Raw genomic sequence first — 16425 nt, forward strand, 5'->3', positions numbered from 1 at the left:
AAGTATGGCAGCGACACCACCCCCGGCAAGGCCGTGACAGGCCCCCACCCCCGGCCCTCCACCCCCGATGCCCATCCTGCGGACGGTGTGATTCCAGGACGACGGGCAGACCTATCCTGGGGACGCCGGACAGCGCGGTCCGCACCCCGCCCAGACGTGCTCAATGACTGCACCATCCCTTGCAAGGAGCCGCACCTGTGAGCAGTGCCGACAACACCCCCGCCGAGACCGCCACCCCCGGAACCGCCCAGGCCACCTCCGGCGACAACGGAGCCCTGCGCGCCGACATCCGCCGCCTCGGCGACCTCCTCGGCGAAACCCTCGTCCGGCAGGAAGGCCAGGACCTCCTCGACCTCGTCGAACAGGTTCGCGCCCTGACCCGCTCCGACGGCGAGGCCGCCGCCCGGCTCCTCGGCGAAACCGACCTCGTCACCGCCGCCAAGCTGGTCCGCGCCTTCTCCACCTACTTCCACCTGGCCAACGTCACCGAGCAGGTCCACCGCGGCCGGGAACTCCGCACCCGACGCGCCGCCGAGGGCGGCATCCTCGCCCGCACCGCCGACATGCTCAAGGACGCCGACCCCCAGCACCTGCGGGAAACCGCCCGCAACCTCGGCGTCCGCCCCGTCTTCACCGCCCACCCCACCGAGGCCGCCCGCCGCTCCGTCCTCACCAAGCTCCGCAAGATCGCCGAACTGCTGGACCGCACCGACCCCACGGACCGCCGCCGCATCGACCTCCGCCTCGCCGAGAACGTCGACCTGATCTGGCAGACCGACGAACTCCGCGTGGCCCGCCCCGAGCCCACCGACGAGGCCCGCAACGCCATCTACTACCTCGACGAACTGGGCCGCGGCGCAGTCGGCGACGTCCTCGAAGACCTCGCCGCCGAACTCGAACGCGCCGGCACCGAACTCCCCGCCGGCACCCGCCCCCTCACCTTCGGCACCTGGATCGGCGGCGACCGCGACGGCAACCCCAACGTCACCCCCCAGGTCACCTGGGACGTCCTGATCCTCCAGCACGAACACGGCATCACCGACGCCCTGGAACACGTCGACGAACTCCGCGGCGCCCTCTCCAACTCCATCCGCAACTGCGGCGCCACCGACGAACTCCTGGCCTCCCTCCAGCGGGACCTCGACCTCCTCCCCGAGATCAGCCCCCGCTACAAGCGCCTCAACAGCGAAGAGCCCTACCGCCTCAAGGCCACCTGCATCCGCCAGAAGCTCCTCAACACCCGCGAGCGCCTGGCCAGCGACACCCCCCACGTCCCCGGCCGCGACTACCTCGGCACCAGCGAACTCCTCGACGACCTCACCCTCATCCAGACCTCGCTGCGCGCCCACCGCGGCGGCCTGATCGCCGACGGCCGCCTGGAGCGCACCCTCCGCACCATCGGCGCGTTCGGCCTCCAGCTCGCCACCATGGACGTCCGCGAACACGCTGACGCCCACCACCACGCCCTCGGCCAGCTCTTCGACCGCCTCGGCGAGGAATCCTGGCGCTACGTCGACATGCCCCGCGACTACCGCCGCAAGCTCCTCGCCAAGGAACTCCGCTCGCGCCGGCCGCTCGCCCCCACCCCGCCGCCCCTCGACGAAGCCGGCGCCAAGACCCTCGGCGTCTTCCGCACCATCCGCAAGGCCAAGAAGACCTTCGGCCCCGAGGTCATCGAGTCCTACATCATCTCGATGTGCCAGGGCTCCGACGACGTCTTCGCCGCCGCCGTCCTCGCCCGCGAAGCCGGCCTCATCGACCTGCACGCCGGCTGGGCCAAGATCGGCATCGTCCCCCTCCTGGAGACCACCGACGAGCTGAAGATCGCCGACCAGCTCCTCGACGACATGCTCTCCGACCCCTCCTACCGCCGCCTCGTCGCCCTCCGCGGCGACGTCCAGGAGGTCATGCTCGGCTACTCCGACTCCTCCAAGTTCGGCGGCATCACCACCAGCCAGTGGGAGATCCACCGCGCCCAACGCCTGCTCCGTGACGTCGCACACCGCCACGGCGTACGCCTCCGCCTCTTCCACGGCCGCGGCGGCACCGTCGGCCGCGGCGGCGGCCCCTCCCACGACGCGATCCTCGCCCAGCCCTACGGCACCCTCGAAGGCGAGATCAAGGTCACCGAGCAGGGCGAGGTCATCTCCGACAAGTACCTCGTCCCCTCACTCGCCAGGGAAAACCTCGAACTGACCGTCGCGGCGACCCTCCAGGCATCCGCCCTGCACACCGCACCCCGCCAGTCCGACGAGGCCCTGGCCCGCTGGGACGCCGCCATGGAGACCGTCTCCGACGCCGCCCACGGCGCCTACCGCCACCTCGTCGAAGACCCCGACCTGCCCTCCTACTTCTTCGCCTCCACCCCCGTCGACCAGCTCGCCGAACTCCACCTCGGCTCCCGGCCCTCCCGCCGCCCCGACTCCGGCGCCGGCCTCGACGGCCTCCGCGCCATCCCGTGGGTCTTCGGCTGGACCCAGTCCCGCCAGATCGTCCCCGGCTGGTTCGGCGTCGGCACCGGCCTCAAGGCCGCCCGCGAAGCCGGCCTCGGCAGCGTCCTCGACGAAATGCACGGGCACTGGCACTTCTTCCGCAACTTCCTCTCCAACGTCGAAATGACGCTGGCCAAGACCGACCTGCGGATCGCCCAGCACTACGTCGACACCCTCGTCCCCGACGACCTCCAGCACGTCTTCGCCACCATCAAGGCCGAACACGAACTCACCGTCGCCGAAGTCCTCCGCATCACCGGCGAGCACGAACTCCTCGACTCCAACCCGGTGCTCAAGCAGACCTTCCACGTCCGCGACGCCTACCTCGACCCCATCTCCTACCTCCAGGTCTCCCTCCTCAAGCGCCAGCGCGACGCAGCCACCGCCGGACAGGAACCCGACCCACTGCTCTCCCGCGCCCTGCTCCTCACCGTCAACGGCGTCGCCGCCGGCCTCCGCAACACCGGCTGACCCACCCACCCACACCACGGCGGGGCCGCCCGGAACACCCTCCGGACGGCCCCGCCGTCGTCACACCCGATGCCGAGCGGCACCGCAGACCCCTCACGAGTTGTACGTCGACTGAGCCCGCTCCAGACCCTCCACGACCAACGCCTCCACCGCGTCCGCCGCCCGGTCCACGAAGTACCCCAACTCCTTGCGCTCCGCCGACGAGAAATCCTTCAACACGAAATCCGCCACCGGCATCCGCCCCGGCGGCCGACCGATCCCGAACCGCACCCGGTGATACTCCGCACCCAACGACTTCGTGATCGACTTCAGCCCGTTGTGCCCGTTGTCACCGCCCCCCAGCTTCAGCCGCAACGCCCCGTGCTCAATGTCCAACTCGTCATGCACCGCAACGATGTTGGCCACCGGCACCTTGTAGAAATCCCGCAACGCCGTCGTCGGCCCACCCGACAGGTTCATGAACGACATCGGCTTCGCCACCACCACCCGACGGCTCAACGGACCCGGCGGACCGAAACGCCCCTCCACCACCTGAGCCCGCGCCTTGTGCGCCTTGAAACGGCCCCCCATCCGCTCCGCCAGCAGATCCGCCACCATGAACCCCACATTGTGGCGATTCCCCGCATAATCCGGACCCGGATTACCCAGCCCCACCACCAGCCAGGGGCTGTCTGCGTCCGACATCTGCGTGTCTCCTTGCTGTGCATCCCGAGGAAACCGCGCACCCCGGGAACCGGACCGGTGAAAACGAAAAACCCAATGAAAGCAAAACAGTCCAACCGCCGGCCCGACACCTGACGGCGCGGGACAGCGGCTGGACCAGAAAACTACCGGAGCTGGACTCAGCCCTCGGCGCCCTCACCCTCGGCAGCACCCTCGGCCGGAGCCTCCGCCTGCGCCGCAACGACCTGCAGCACCGCGGCGTCCTCCTCGACCGCCAGCGAAACGCCCGCCGGCAGCGCGATGTCCTTGGCCAGCACGGTGTGACCGGCGTCCAGGCCCGCGATCGACACGGTCACGGACTCGGGGATGTGGGTCGCCTCGGCCTCGACCGGCAGCGCGTTGAGCAGGTGCTCCAGCAGGTTGCCACCCGGGGCCAGCTCGCCCTCGGTCTGGATCGGCAGCTCGACGGAGACCTTCTCGCCCTTCGTCACGGCCAGGAAGTCCACGTGCACCAGGAAGCGACGGATCGCCTCACGCTGCACCGCCTTCGGGATCACCAGCTCGTCGGTGCCCTCGCCCTCAAGGCGGATCAGCGCGTTCGAGGTCTTCAGCGCCATCATCAGCGCGTGGCTGTCGACCGCCACGTGCTTCGGCTCCGCACCGTGGCCGTAAATGACCGCGGGAACCTTCGCCTCACGACGCAGACGACGCGCCGCACCCTTACCGAAGTCGTTCCGGGCCTCAGCGACAAGCTTGATCTCAGCCATGCCAGCTCCTCGTATCTGAAAAGAATCTGCGGGACGTCACCCGGCCCACGACAGACCTGCTACGAAGAGCGCGTCGATAACGGACAACCGCCACAAAGAGGCGGCCTCCCTCGCCGAGCAACTCCAAGAGTCTACCCGGCGACAAAGGCCGCCCCAAAGTCGATCTAGTCGGCCACCGCCGACCGCCGGCTCACTGCTCGTCGAACAGGCTCGTCACCGAACCGTCCTCGAACACCTCACGGATCGCCCGCGCGACCGTCGGCGCCATCGACAGCACCGTGATCTTGTCCAGCTCCAGCTCCGAAGGCGTCGGCAGCGTGTTCGTGAACACGAACTCGCTCACCTTCGAATTCTTCAGCCGATCCGCCGCCGGACCCGACAGCACACCGTGCGTCGCCGTCACGATCACGTCCTCCGCACCATTGGCGAACAGCGCCTCAGCCGCCGCGCAAATCGTGCCACCGGTGTCGATCATGTCGTCGACCAGGACACACACCCGGCCCTTCACATCACCGACGACCTCATGGACCGTGACCTGATTCGCCACGTCCTTGTCCCGCCGCTTGTGGACGATCGCCAGCGGCGCACCCAGCCGGTCACACCACCGGTCCGCCACCCGCACCCGACCCGCATCCGGAGACACCACGGTCAGCTTGTTCCGGTCCACCTTCGCGCCCACGTAATCCGCCAGCACCGGCAGCGCGAAAAGGTGATCCACCGGACCGTCGAAGAAGCCCATGATCTGATCCGTGTGCAGATCCACCGTGACGATGCGGTCCGCGCCCGCCGTCTTCATCAGATCCGCGATCAGCCGCGCCGAAATCGGCTCACGCCCACGGTGCTTCTTGTCCTGACGCGCATACCCGTAGAACGGCACGACCACGGTGATGCTCCGGGCCGAAGCCCGCTTCAACGCATCAAGCATGATCAGCTGCTCCATGATCCACTTATTGATCGGAGCCGTGTGGCTCTGAATCAAAAAGCAATCAGCGCCACGCGCCGACTCCTGATAGCGGACATAGATCTCGCCATTCGCGAAGTCAAAAGCCTTCGTCGGGACCAGGCCCACACCCAGCTGGTGCGCGACCTCCTCGGCAAGCTCGGGGTGGGCGCGGCCGGAGAAGAGCATCAGCTTCTTCTCGCCGGTCGTCTTGATCCCGGTCACAGCAAATCTCCTTGCATCACAGTTTGCATGCGCTCATCACCGTACGCCCCGCACGGCGCACCCGTTGGCACAGTCACCGCTCACCCTCGGACTTCCGGCCGGACCCCTGACCCGACTCCACATCCTGATGAACGGACGAAGCGGCCTGCGCGGCGGCGCTCCCGGGCCGCTTGCGCGCGACCCAACCCTCGATGTTCCGCTGCTGGCCACGCGCGACCGCCAGCGAACCCGGGGGCACATCCTTGGTAATGACCGAACCGGCCGCGGTGTACGCGCCGTCCCCGATCGTGACAGGCGCCACAAACATGTTGTCCGAGCCCGTCTTGCAATGCGACCCGACCGTCGTGTGGTGCTTCGCCTCACCGTCGTAGTTCACAAAAACACTCGCCGCACCGATATTGGTGTACTCGCCGATCGTCGCATCCCCCACATACGACAGATGCGGCACCTTCGTACCCTCACCGATCTGCGAATTCTTCATCTCGACAAACGTTCCGGCCTTCGACTTCAGACCCAGAACCGCCCCCGGACGCAAATACGCATACGGACCCACCGAAGCCTCCGGCCCGACCTCCGCACCATCGGCCACCGTGAACGACACCGACGCCCCCGCACCCACGACGGTGTCCTTCAGCCGCGACTGCGGCCCCACCTCGGACCCCGACCCCAGATGCGTCGACCCCAGCAACTGCGTCCCCGGGTGCACCGTCGCGTCCTGCTCGAACGTCACCGACACATCAACCCACGTCGACGCCGGATCGACCACCGTCACACCGGCCAACATCGCCCGCTCCAACAGCCGCGCGTTCAGCAGCCGTCGGGCCTCCGCCAGCTGCACCCGGTTGTTGATCCCCAGGATCTCCCGGTGGTCCGCCGCCACCGCGGCACCCACCCGGTGCCCCGCCGACCGCAGAATCCCCAGCACGTCCGTGAGGTACTCCTCACCCTGGCTGTTGTCCGTACGCACCTTGCCCAGCGCATCGACCAGCAACCGCGCATCGAACGCGAACACCCCGGAATTGATCTCCCGGATGGCCCGCTGCGCCTCGCTCGCGTCCTTGTGCTCGACGATCTCGGTCACCGTGCCGGACGCCCCGTCCCGCACGATCCGCCCGTAGCCCGTCGCGTCCGGCACCTCGGCCGACAGCACGGTCACGGCATTGCCGTCCGCGGCGTGCGTCTCGCTGAGCTGCCGCAGCGTCTCACCGGTCAACAGGGGAGTGTCACCGCACACCACGACGACCGTGCCGTCCAGTGTGATGCCGTCGCCGCTCAGCTCCTCCAACGCCGTGCGGACGGCATGGCCGGTGCCGTTCTGCTCGTGCTGCACGGCGCTGCGGGTGGCGGGATCGATCGCGGCGAGGTGCTCCTGCACCTGCTCGCGGGCGTGGCCGACGACCACGACGAGGTGTTCGGGGTCCAGCTCGCGGGATGCGGCGACGACGTGTCCGACGAGGGATCGGCCGCAGATCGCGTGCAGGACCTTGGGGGTCGTCGACTTCATGCGGGTGCCCTCACCCGCTGCGAGAACGACGACGGCGGCCGGGCGGTTGGCGCTCACGGGATGCCCTTCGGCTTCTTGGCTACTTCGGGTGGTGGTCATCCGAAGGATACCGGGGCGTTTTGCTGAGGAAACGAGGGCGGGTCCTGACCGGCTGGTCAGGACCCGCAGTTTGCTCTGCTCCCCTACCAGGACTCGAACCTGGAACAAATCATCCAAAGTGACCCGTGTTGCCAATTACACCATAGGGGAGTGCAAGCCGGCGTAAACCGGACATTCCGTCAGGCTGCCCGCTTGGCACCCAACACTATGCCGTACCACCAGCCTTCGATGCGACGGTATAGGTCAGCGCTTTGCAACACGCGGATCACCAGGCAGCCGTAGTAGCCCTCTCCGGTGTTCTTGCGGACGGTCTTCGGGTTGTGCTTCTTGATCGTCGTTTTCTGGAGCGCGGAGACGTCGACACCCACGAGACCGGCCCAGTAGCGCTCGGCTGCCGCCACGTCCGCAGTGACATGAATCATCACGCGGTAGTGCAGGCGTTCCGGCTCGACGCCGAGCAGCCGCAGCCAGGACAGGAAGACCTGGATCACACCGGGGTCGCTGTTGACGAAGACGACGTACTCCCGCCGGGCGTACGGCTTGTCCTTGGTGCCCTCGGCCCAGTACAGCGCTGCCCCGGCGAAGAGCAGTTCCCGGTCGGACATGGCGCCGACCTCCGCTGTCGCCGCGCCCTTGGTCCGCTGGCGTTCCTCGTCTCGCACGGCCAGCTCGTGGTCCCAGCGTTTGCGGCCGGCGATCCGGGCCTGCTCCGACGCGGGGCGCCGCTCCGGCTTCGGTAGGTCCCGTACCCACAGCGAGATCGAGCTCTTCGAGCAGCCCAGTTCGAGCTGGATCTGGTCGTACGTCATGCCCTGCTTGCGCAGCTCGCGGGCCTGCGCGCGTACGTCGTCCTTGGCGTTGGGGCGCTTGGTCCACTCCGGGACCGGAACGCCTTCCAGGAGACGGTTGAGGACGTCGTTGTTGTGGATGTGCAGCCGGTCGCGGATCTGGCGGCGGCTGAGGCCGGCGTGGCGGAGGGCGACGGCTTGGGGGCGTAAGGCTTCGTAGTCGGGGTGGGGGTGGGGTGGATGGGTGTGCGTCATGGGAACAGGCTGGCGGGGGTGGGGTGGGTGAAGGGCGAAAATGCGAGCGATTCAATAGTTCGAGCGATAACTGGCCGTAAGGGTTGGTAACGGGCTGAACGTGTGGTGAGAGCGGGCCCGGGGAAGGCGGGCCGGCGCCCGTACGCTGGTCGGTATGACCGCAACGGGGGCAAGTGAGAGCGTGGCCGCGAGAGGGAGGCCGGGGGGCGGTCCCTGGTGGTGGGCGCGGCGGCGGAGTGTCGTACTGGACGTGCTGCTCGCCCTGGTGTCCATGGTGGAGTGCATGGCCGAGGGGGTGCCGTTCGCGCACTCGTCGGGGATACCGGTGGTGGCGGGGGTGCTGCTGGGTCTGGTGGCCGGGCCGGTGCTCTTGGTGCGGCGCCGGTGGCCGGTGGCGGTGGTGCTGACGTCGATCGCCGTGATGCCCGCGGAGATGGGCGGGCTGCTGAGCGTGGTGGGGCTGTACACGCTCGCGGCGTCGGACGTGCCGCGGCGGATCATAGGGCTGCTGGCCGGGATGACGGTGGTCGGCACCGTGGTGACGACGTTCTTCAGCATGCGGCAGGACGTGGCGGGGCAGCCGGAGTTCCATCCGCCGGTGTGGTTCGTGACGGTGATGGCACTGGCGGTGGGGCTGGTGCTGACGGCTCCGCCGGTGTTGTGGGGGTTGTACGTCGGGGCGCGGCGGCGGCTGGTGGTGAGCCTGCGGGAGCGGGCGGACGGTCTGGAGCGGGAGCTGTCGCTGCTGGCGGATCGGGCCGAGGAACGGGCGGAGTGGGCCCGTAACGAGGAGCGGACGCGGATCGCGCGGGAGATGCACGACGTGGTCGCGCACCGGGTGAGCTTGATGGTGGTGCACGCGGCGGCGTTGCAGGCGGTGGCGTTGAAGGACCCGGAGAAGGCGTCGCGGAACGCCGGTCTGGTCGGGGACATGGGGCGGCAGGCGCTGACGGAGCTGCGGGAGATGTTGGGGGTGCTGCGTACGGCGGACGGTGCGGCGGTGCGCGGGCCGGTGGGTTCGGATGAGCCGGAGCGGTTGGCGGCGGTGGCGTCGCGGGTGTCGCGGCAGGCGGCGGAGGGTGTCGCGGACGTGCCGGCGGGTGCCGTTGCGGGGGCGGCCGGGGGGCCGGCGGGTGGCGCGGACCTGGAGAGCGACGGGCCGTGGCTGGGGGAGCTGGGGGCGTTGGTGGAGCAGTCCCGGGTGGCCGGGATGGCGGTGGAGTTCTCGGTGCACGGTGGCGACGGGGAGCCGGTCGCGGTGGGCGTCGTCGGTGCGCCTCGGTATGCGGCGCGGGTGGAGCAGACCGTGTACCGGGTGGTGCAGGAGGCGCTGACGAACGTGCACAAGCATGCGCCGGGGGCGCGGGCGCGGGTGCGGTTGGCGCATCGGGCCGGTGAGGTGGCGGTGCAGGTGGAGAACGGTCCGTCGGAACGGGACGCGACGGATGCCGGGCTGCCGAGCGGGGGGAACGGTCTGGTGGGGATGCGGGAGCGGGTGACGGCGCTGGGCGGGGTGTTCGTGTCCGGGCCGACGGAGGCGGGGGGTTTCCGGGTGTCGGCGGTGGTGCCGGTGGGGGCGGCGGCCTGAGGCCGGTGCCCCGGGGGTGTCGGTGACGGTGCCTCGGGGCTGGCGGTGCCCGTTTGCGGTCCGCTGCGGGTGCGTTTCCCCGTGCGCCGCGTCGCAGGTCGCGTCGGGTGTCGCGTCAGTCGCCGGAGACGGTCAGGCGGCTGGGGCGGGTGCCCAGGATGAGGGTGCCCAGGGCTTGGTCGAGGTCGGGGCCGAGGTACCAGTCGCCGGTGTGGTCGAGGCTGTAGACGCGGCCTTCGGTGTCGATGGCGAGGGTGGCCTGGGGGTGGGTGCTGCCGCGGGTCGCCTTGGTGTCGGGGAGTTGTTCCTGGCCGAGGGGGGCGACGTGGGTGTCGAGGGCGCGGCCGAGGTCGCCGAGGGTGCGGGCGAGGTGGAGGCCGAGGAGGGGGTCGATGACGAAGGGGGTGGGGGCGATGTGGCGGCCGGGGCCGGGGCCGGCGATGGACAGGCCGCCGAATTCGGCCCATGCCTCGACGGCGGCCGGGAAGATCGTGTGGCGGTGGCCGGCGGGCGAGGTGTGGGTGCCCAGGGCGTCGGCCCAGTGTTCGGCCTGCTGTATGTCCCAGCGGCCGGGTTGCCAGCCGGCGTTCTGCAGGGCGATGTCGACGGCGGCGGGGAAGCGGGTGGATCCCGGGTCGTCGTGGGTGGGGGTGGGCGGCATGGTGGCGGTCAGCTCCCTTGGGGCGTCGTGGCCCCGATGGGCATGACGCCGAAGTGGGCGAGGAGTGCGTCGCAGGAGCGGCAGGGGGGTGCGTAGCTGCCGTGCTGGGGGTCGCCGTCCTCGCGGATGTGACGTGCGGTGATCTTGGAGTGTTTCAGGGAGCGGCGGGCTTCGCCGTTGGTGAGGGGTTTGCGGGAGGCGCGCTTGCCGCGGTTGGCCTCGACGGCGAGGAGGTGGCGGGAGAGGAGGACCGCTTCGGGGCAGCGGCCGGTGAAGCGGTCGCGTTGTGCGGTGGTGAGGGTGTCGAGGAAGTCCTGCACGAGGGGGTGCAGGGTGGGGGGCTGTTCGGCTTTGCTCGCCGTACAGGTGAGGGTTTGTCCGCGTACGGACAGGGCGGCGCCGATGGTGGGGAGGATGCCGTCGCGGCGGTGGCGGAGGGCGGGCGCGCGGTCGGCGTCCGCGGTGCCGCTCCAGCCGATGCGGGGGTCACCGGTGGCGCGGGGGTCGCCGGTGGTGGTCGTGTGGTGTGCGGTGGCGCTCATGGTGGTGCTTCCCTCCCTGCAATCCCCCTGGTTGCGGAGGTCAGATTGCCAAATGTGCTGGGTGTTGCGGTAGTCGGGCGCGCTGTCGGGGATGTCACTGAGGTGTGACGGTCTGTCGGTCGTCTGGTAACGGGCCTGGTCGGCGGGGTGCGGTCGGGTGGCGCCGGGGGGTGCGGGGCGGGGGGTGACGCGGGTGTGTCGCGGGGCTGACGTGCGCTGCGGGCGGGGGCGGTGGAGGGTGTTGCGGCACCGCATAGGCTGTGCCCCAAAGCCAGCTTCAGCCAGGGGGCAACCGCGATGACGACAGGTCGGCAAGGGCTGGGGGCGCATCCCGGCCTCCAGGCCGGAGGACGTCCCGTGCCACCGAACTCGGCCTATGCCGGGCAGGTCGTGCATTTCCCGGATCCGGTGCGTGCCGCGCGGTATCCGGCGGGGGTGCGGATGGACGGGAACGGCTTCCCGGACTTCTCGCCGTACGCCCGGGCGGCGGCGGAGATCGCCGAGCCGCCGGAGGGCTTCGGCGTCGATGAGCTGCGGCTGACGGACTTCGTGTCGGCGAATGCGGCGCTGCACGCGCAGGGGCACGAGCTGTGGATAGACGTGCCGGCGGTGGCGACGCCGCATGGCTGGACCTGGCACCACGTGGCGGGAACGCGGCGGATGGAGCTGGTCCCGGTCGAGGTGAAGGCGTTGCTGCGGCACCACGCGGGGCTGGCGACGACGGCGGTGGCGCACGACAAGCGGGGGACGCGGCCCTTGCAGGAGACCCGGCCGGTGCATTTCGGACTGCCACGGCGGGAGCTGGCGGTGGCCGAGGAGCAGGTGGCACAGGCCGAGGAGGCGTTGGGCTACCGGCTGCCGGGGGCGTACCGGTCGTTCCTGAAGGCGGCGGGCGGGTGCGCGCCGGTGGGGGCGGCGCTCGACGCGGAGCTGGGCCTCCTGGTCGACCAGCCGTTCTTCGCGGTGCGCGACGACGCCGCGGTCAACGATCTCGTCTACGTGAACAAGTGCCTGCGGGATCACTTCACCAAGGACTATCTGGGTGTGGCGTTCGCACAGGGCGGGGTGGTCGCGGTGAAGGTGCGCGGCGAGGCACTGGGCTCGGTGTGGTTCTGTCCGTACGACGACGCCCGCGATCAGGACGGGTGGTCGGTGCAGGAGCGGGTGGAGCGGCTGATGCTGCCGTGTGGTGTGGACTTCGATGACTTCCTCCTGCGGCTGGCGGGCAATCCGCCGGAGCTGGAGACCGTGGCGAACCTGATGGTGGACGGCGGCTTCGCGTACGCCGTGCCGGTGGGGGGCTGAGTGCAGTGGTGACGTTCGCACAGGCGCAGGAGCGCGCCGAGCGGTGGGTCAACGGCGAGGTGTCGCCCACGTTCCACCGCGAGGTGCGGGTACGGGAGTTCGCGCTGGGCTTCGTGGCGTGGGCCGAGGACCGGGAGGACCGGGAGGGTGACGGTCGGGCCGGTGAGGGCGGCCGCAGCCGGCTGGTGATCGCCCGGGACAGCGGGGAGACGACGCTGTGGCCGGGGTTGCCGGTGGGCGAGGTGATCCGCCGTTACGAGGAGGAGTACGGCGCGGCGGCGGAGGCCGGGTACGAGGCGGCGGAGCCGCCGCAGCGGATCGACCTGGAAGCCACGTCGTTCCTGCTGACGCCGCCGGAGTGGTTGCAGGAGGCGGCGGACGCGATGGGACTCGCCGGCCGGAAGGGGACGGATGGCAGGGGCGGGGGCGGTGGCGCTTCTGGGGCTGGGGCTGGGGCTGCGCCTGAGTCTGGGGCTGGGGTCGGGGCTGCTTCTGGTGCCGGTGCTGCTGATTCCGCTGGTTCTGGTTCCGGTTCCGATTCCGGTTCTGGCTCGGCTTCCGGGGCTGGTTATGGGGTGGCTGCGGGGGTGGTGGCGGCTGGGGCTGCTGGGGGCGCGTCCGATGAGCAGTCGGCCGTGGCCGGCTCGGGGGCCGCGCCCGCGGATGCCTGGGCCGACGTCAGCGTGAACGCGGACCCGGACCCGGGCCTGAATCCTGACCCGGATCCTTCCGTGTTCCCGTCCTCGTCGCAGCCTTCCCCTTCCCCTTCCCCTTCCCCTTCCCCTTCCCCTTCCCCTTCCCCTTCCTTCTCTTCTTCGTCCTCCCCCGTCCCCGCTGCGGCTGACGACACGCCGTGGGCCGCCGCGGACACCACCGCGGGCGGGAACGGCGAGGACCGTTCGGTGGCGCCGCCGCAGACGGTGTTCGCGCCGCCGCTAGCCGGTTCCGATGACGAGGACACCCCCTCGACGCCGCGGGTGCGGCCCGACGCCAAGACCGAACTGCTGCACCGCGGAAGCCAGTTGCCGCGTACGAAGATCTCGCCCGCGCTGCCCCCGCCGTCGCCCGACGTGCCCGGCCAGGGCCAGTCAGGCGCCGGCGGTCCCGGCGGTCCCGGCGGTCCCGGTGGGCTGCCCCCGATGCCGTCCTCGCCGCCGCCGATGCCGCCCATGCCGCCCGGTGTGCCGCCGGCTCCGCCCGCGCCGTCCATGCCGTCCACGGCGCCGGGCGCCCTGCGCGACCTGCCGCCGCCGACCGGGGCGCCGATCGCCGACGTACCGCCGCCGCCCGGTGTGGTGCCGCAGGCTCCGCCGGCCCCGCCGTCCGAGGGTGGCCCCGGCGGGGGCGTGCACGCCGTGGCGACGATGCCGGCGGCCGGTTCCTCGCTGCCCGGCAACGCCGGCGGCCCGCCGCCTCCCCCTGGCACGCCCGGAATTCCCGGCGCGGGCCGGGACGGCGGACGGCTGGACCCGGAGGCGGTCGCGGCCGCCGAGACCCAGAAGGCCGACGCGCGTCCCGCCGACGGTCCGGCGGCCCCGCCACCGGCCCCGGGCCCGGTCGCTGCCGGTGCGCCGGCCGGTGGTTACGTACCGACCCAGCTGGTGTCCCAACTGGACGCTTCCGCACTGGACTTGAGTGCCGTGGACGGCCCCGGTGGGGGCTCCGGCGGCGCCGGCGCCACCGGTGGTTCGGGTGGTGCAGGCAGTATGGGCGGTGCGTCCGGTATCGGCGGTTCTGGTACGGCTGGTGCTGGTGCTGGCGCGGGTGGCCCCGGGGGCGGTCCCGGGGGTGGGGTGCACGCCGCGGCGACGATGCTCGCGGACGGCGCGGCCCTGCAAGCCGCTGCGCCCGGCCCGGGTGGCGCCGCCGGTGGTCCTGGCGGGCCCGGTCCTTCTGGGGGACCGGGTGCTTCCGGTGGTCCCGGTATGCCTCCGCCGCCGCCTCCCGGCCCGTTGGGCGCGCCGAAGCCCCTGGGGGCGTCGGGTAAGTCCGGCGGTGCCCCGGGCGTTCCCGGTCCCGGCGCCGGCCCCGGCCCTGGTGGCCAGGACGGCCCGCCTCTGCCGCCTGCTCCGCCGTCCGTTCCGCCGTCCGTTCCGCAGGGTGGTGCCGGTGCCGGGGGCGGGGTGCATGCCGCGGCCACGATGTTCGCGGACGGTGCCGCGCTGTCCGGGGGGCCGGGCATGCCGCCGACCGCCGGTCCCGGCATGCCGCCGGCTCCGCCGATGGCCCCGCCCGCGCAGCCCGGTCCGCCGCCGGGTCCGCCCGGTGTGCCGGGCCCCGGTGTGCCGGGTCCCGTAGGGCAAAGTGCTCCCGTAGGGCAGGGGGCTCCGCCTGGGCAGGGTGTTCCTGGAGGGCCGGGTGTGTCTGGGGGGCCGGGTGCGCCCGGTGCGTACGGCTACCCGCAGGCGCCCAGTGGCCAGCCGACCGTCGGCCCCGGCTACATGGCCGTCCTGAGCTACCGTGCGCCGGACGGCAGCGAGCAGAAGATCGTGCGCCGCTCGGCGCCGGGTACGCCGCATCCGGAGTGGCAACTGCTGCACGAACTGCGCGGGATGAACGTCCCGCCGCAGCAGGTGGTGGAGCTGCACACCGAGCTGGAGTGCTGCGATCTGCCCGGTGGCTACTGCGCGCGGATGATCCGGGAGACCTGGCCGCAGGTGCGGATCAGCCACACCGCCGCGTACGGCAAGGACCACGCTTCGCGCCAGCAGGGCGTCCGGCACCTGATCGAGCATCAGGGCGAGCTGCACCAGGTCGCCGATGGGCCGGCGCGGCCCGCGCCGGTACGGGCGCCGTTGCCGCATCCGTCGCAGGTGCAGCCGGTGCCTCCGGTGCCGCCGCAGGCCATCGGGCACGAGCTGGAGCAGGCGTTCGGGCCGCAGGGGATCTTCCGTTTCGAGCAGCGGGCGGTCTCCCGGCAGGGCGTGCCGGATGTCGTTGCGCAGACGCTGGTGTGGGCCGGGTTGCCGGTCGACTTCGGGCCGTTCTTCTGGGCGCAGGCGCAGCCGGGGCGTCCGGTGCCGACGTTGGCGGAGCTGGCGGCGGAACGGATGGTGCAGCCGGCACCGGATGCGGGCTCGTATCTGGTGATGGGCAACGACTTCGGCCGTCAGCTGTGCGTCCAGTACGGGACCGCGAACATCGTGACGGTCCCACTGGAGGCCGGGCCCGGCGGGCAGTCCGTCGCGCCGCAGTTCGTGAACAGCGGGCTGCCGGAGTTCGTGCGGTGCCTGGCGATGCTGGGGCGGATGTGGCGCCTGCGGTACGGGTTGACGCCCGAGCAGGCCGGCCGCTGGACGGTGGACTTCCAGGCGCAGCTGGTGGCGTTGGACCCGCCGGCGCTGGGGTCGCCGGAGACGTGGTGGTCCGTCCTGCTGGAACAGATGTGGGACGGGTTGTTGTAGGCGTTCCACGGCGGCCTGCGGTGTCCCGCGGTGGGGGTGCGGTGGTTCGGGTCTACCGCCGCACCAACCCGTCGATTACACTCCGTAATGGAGTAGGGAATGCCTCACGCTCCGTAATCGTTGCCGGAATGAGGAGGAGGCGGCGGCGGGGCGGCACGGCGTGGCGCGGTGGGCGTGCGGCGAGGTGGTGAGCCGCGGCGGGCCTGCGGGTGCCCAAGGTGGGTTGCTGGTTGCCGCCCCGCCGACCGCCGAGCGGCGACGGCCGGTGGCCGACTGTCGAGCGGGCGACTGTTGAGCGGCGTGCGGGCGGGCTGTGGAACCGCCTCCCGGCGCCGCGGTGGCGGTGCGTGGCAGCTGGCCGTCAGGGGCCGGCGGTATGTGTGACCGGCGGTATGTGTGAGGTGCCCCCGGCGGCGAATCCATCTCGCGTCGACGAGCCTGCCCGGGCCGGCGGCGAAGCCGGCTGTCCCCGGCGGCGGGCCTGCCCCCTCGCATAGCGGACCTTCCCCCGCGTGACGAACCCGCCCCTCCCGTAACGAACCTGTCCCCTCCTCGGGTGAAGCTGCCCCGTCCGGCGGTGGAACTGCCCCGTCCTGGGGTGGATCCGCTGCTCCCGCGGTGGGTCTGCTCGCCTCGGCAACGTGGGGGATGGCAAACCCCCCTCGCGGGCGAAGATCCAATTCCGGCTTCTGGTGGCAAATGACGCATCCTTGTGGGAAGG

11 protein-coding genes and 1 tRNA gene are annotated in these 16425 nt (G+C 71.2%); 4 read left to right on the plus strand and 8 right to left on the minus strand.

What is annotated here, in order from left to right; translation table 11 throughout:
* Positions 1 to 197 precede the first annotated feature (197 nt).
* Complete coding sequence (gene ppc / locus ACO0M4_RS22420; RefSeq protein WP_430372686.1) at positions 198 to 2963, plus strand: phosphoenolpyruvate carboxylase; 2766 nt, start codon at positions 198 to 200, stop codon at positions 2961 to 2963.
* 93 nt (positions 2964 to 3056) lie between these two features.
* Here the strand turns inward: ppc and pth are convergent, their stop codons facing one another.
* The 6 genes from pth to ACO0M4_RS22450 form a co-directional block, all read right to left on the minus strand.
* On the minus strand, positions 3057 to 3647 hold the full coding sequence (gene pth / locus ACO0M4_RS22425; protein ID WP_430372687.1) for an aminoacyl-tRNA hydrolase: 591 nt from the start codon (positions 3645 to 3647) through the stop codon (positions 3057 to 3059).
* Positions 3648 to 3805: 158 nt separating this feature from the next.
* Positions 3806 to 4393 carry a 50S ribosomal protein L25/general stress protein Ctc gene (locus ACO0M4_RS22430; RefSeq protein WP_430372689.1) on the minus strand — a complete coding sequence of 196 codons (588 nt, stop codon included), beginning with the start codon at positions 4391 to 4393 and terminating at the stop codon, positions 3806 to 3808.
* A 190-nt stretch (positions 4394 to 4583) separates the two neighbouring features.
* Complete coding sequence (locus ACO0M4_RS22435; RefSeq protein WP_390024756.1) at positions 4584 to 5558, minus strand: ribose-phosphate diphosphokinase; 975 nt, start codon at positions 5556 to 5558, stop codon at positions 4584 to 4586.
* A gap of 73 nt (positions 5559 to 5631) precedes the next feature.
* Positions 5632 to 7119 carry a bifunctional UDP-N-acetylglucosamine diphosphorylase/glucosamine-1-phosphate N-acetyltransferase GlmU gene (glmU, locus tag ACO0M4_RS22440; protein WP_430372691.1) on the minus strand — a complete coding sequence of 496 codons (1488 nt, stop codon included), beginning with the start codon at positions 7117 to 7119 and terminating at the stop codon, positions 5632 to 5634.
* 120 nt (positions 7120 to 7239) lie between these two features.
* Positions 7240 to 7311, minus strand: a tRNA-Gln gene (locus ACO0M4_RS22445).
* Between the two features lie 29 nt (positions 7312 to 7340).
* Positions 7341 to 8204: a hypothetical protein gene (locus ACO0M4_RS22450; protein WP_430372693.1), complete on the minus strand. Its 864-nt coding sequence runs from the start codon at positions 8202 to 8204 to the stop codon at positions 7341 to 7343.
* A gap of 154 nt (positions 8205 to 8358) precedes the next feature.
* Between ACO0M4_RS22450 and ACO0M4_RS22455 the strand changes: the two genes are divergently transcribed.
* Positions 8359 to 9792, plus strand: a complete 1434-nt coding sequence (locus ACO0M4_RS22455) for a sensor histidine kinase (RefSeq protein WP_430372695.1) — start codon at positions 8359 to 8361, stop codon at positions 9790 to 9792.
* A 115-nt stretch (positions 9793 to 9907) separates the two neighbouring features.
* Here the strand turns inward: ACO0M4_RS22455 and ACO0M4_RS22460 are convergent, their stop codons facing one another.
* Both ACO0M4_RS22460 and ACO0M4_RS22465 read right to left on the minus strand, forming a co-directional pair.
* A complete protein-coding gene (locus tag ACO0M4_RS22460) occupies positions 9908 to 10453 on the minus strand; it encodes an SUKH-3 domain-containing protein (RefSeq protein WP_430372697.1) in 546 nt (181 codons plus the stop codon).
* An 8-nt stretch (positions 10454 to 10461) separates the two neighbouring features.
* A complete protein-coding gene (locus tag ACO0M4_RS22465; RefSeq protein WP_430372698.1) occupies positions 10462 to 10995 on the minus strand; it encodes a YwqJ-related putative deaminase in 534 nt (177 codons plus the stop codon).
* A gap of 297 nt (positions 10996 to 11292) precedes the next feature.
* Between ACO0M4_RS22465 and ACO0M4_RS22470 the strand changes: the two genes are divergently transcribed.
* Positions 11293 to 12300 carry an HNH endonuclease gene (locus ACO0M4_RS22470; RefSeq protein ID WP_390024768.1) on the plus strand — a complete coding sequence of 336 codons (1008 nt, stop codon included), beginning with the start codon at positions 11293 to 11295 and terminating at the stop codon, positions 12298 to 12300.
* A gap of 707 nt (positions 12301 to 13007) precedes the next feature.
* Positions 13008 to 15704 (plus strand): SUKH-4 family immunity protein, encoded by a 2697-nt coding sequence (locus tag ACO0M4_RS22475; protein WP_430373896.1) that lies wholly within the window; start codon positions 13008 to 13010, stop codon positions 15702 to 15704.
* The last annotated feature ends 721 nt before the right edge of the window (positions 15705 to 16425 follow it).

The sequence above is a fragment of the Streptomyces sp. RGM 3693 genome, from assembly GCF_050471125.1.
Taxonomy (GTDB): domain Bacteria; phylum Actinomycetota; class Actinomycetes; order Streptomycetales; family Streptomycetaceae; genus Streptomyces.

Excerpts from the sequence above, each read along its gene's own strand:
- pth (WP_430372687.1), bottom strand. The coding sequence starts at position 3,647 with ATGTCGGACGCAGACAGCCCCTGGCTGGTGGTGGGGCTGGGTAATCCG.
- ACO0M4_RS22430 (WP_430372689.1), bottom strand. The coding sequence starts at position 4,393 with ATGGCTGAGATCAAGCTTGTCGCTGAGGCCCGGAACGACTTCGGTAAG.
- ACO0M4_RS22450 (WP_430372693.1), bottom strand. The coding sequence starts at position 8,204 with ATGACGCACACCCATCCACCCCACCCCCACCCCGACTACGAAGCCTTA.
- ACO0M4_RS22455 (WP_430372695.1), top strand. The coding sequence starts at position 8,359 with ATGACCGCAACGGGGGCAAGTGAGAGCGTGGCCGCGAGAGGGAGGCCG.
- ACO0M4_RS22460 (WP_430372697.1), bottom strand. The coding sequence starts at position 10,453 with ATGCCGCCCACCCCCACCCACGACGACCCGGGATCCACCCGCTTCCCC.
- ACO0M4_RS22465 (WP_430372698.1), bottom strand. The coding sequence starts at position 10,995 with ATGAGCGCCACCGCACACCACACGACCACCACCGGCGACCCCCGCGCC.
- ACO0M4_RS22470 (WP_390024768.1), top strand. The coding sequence starts at position 11,293 with ATGACGACAGGTCGGCAAGGGCTGGGGGCGCATCCCGGCCTCCAGGCC.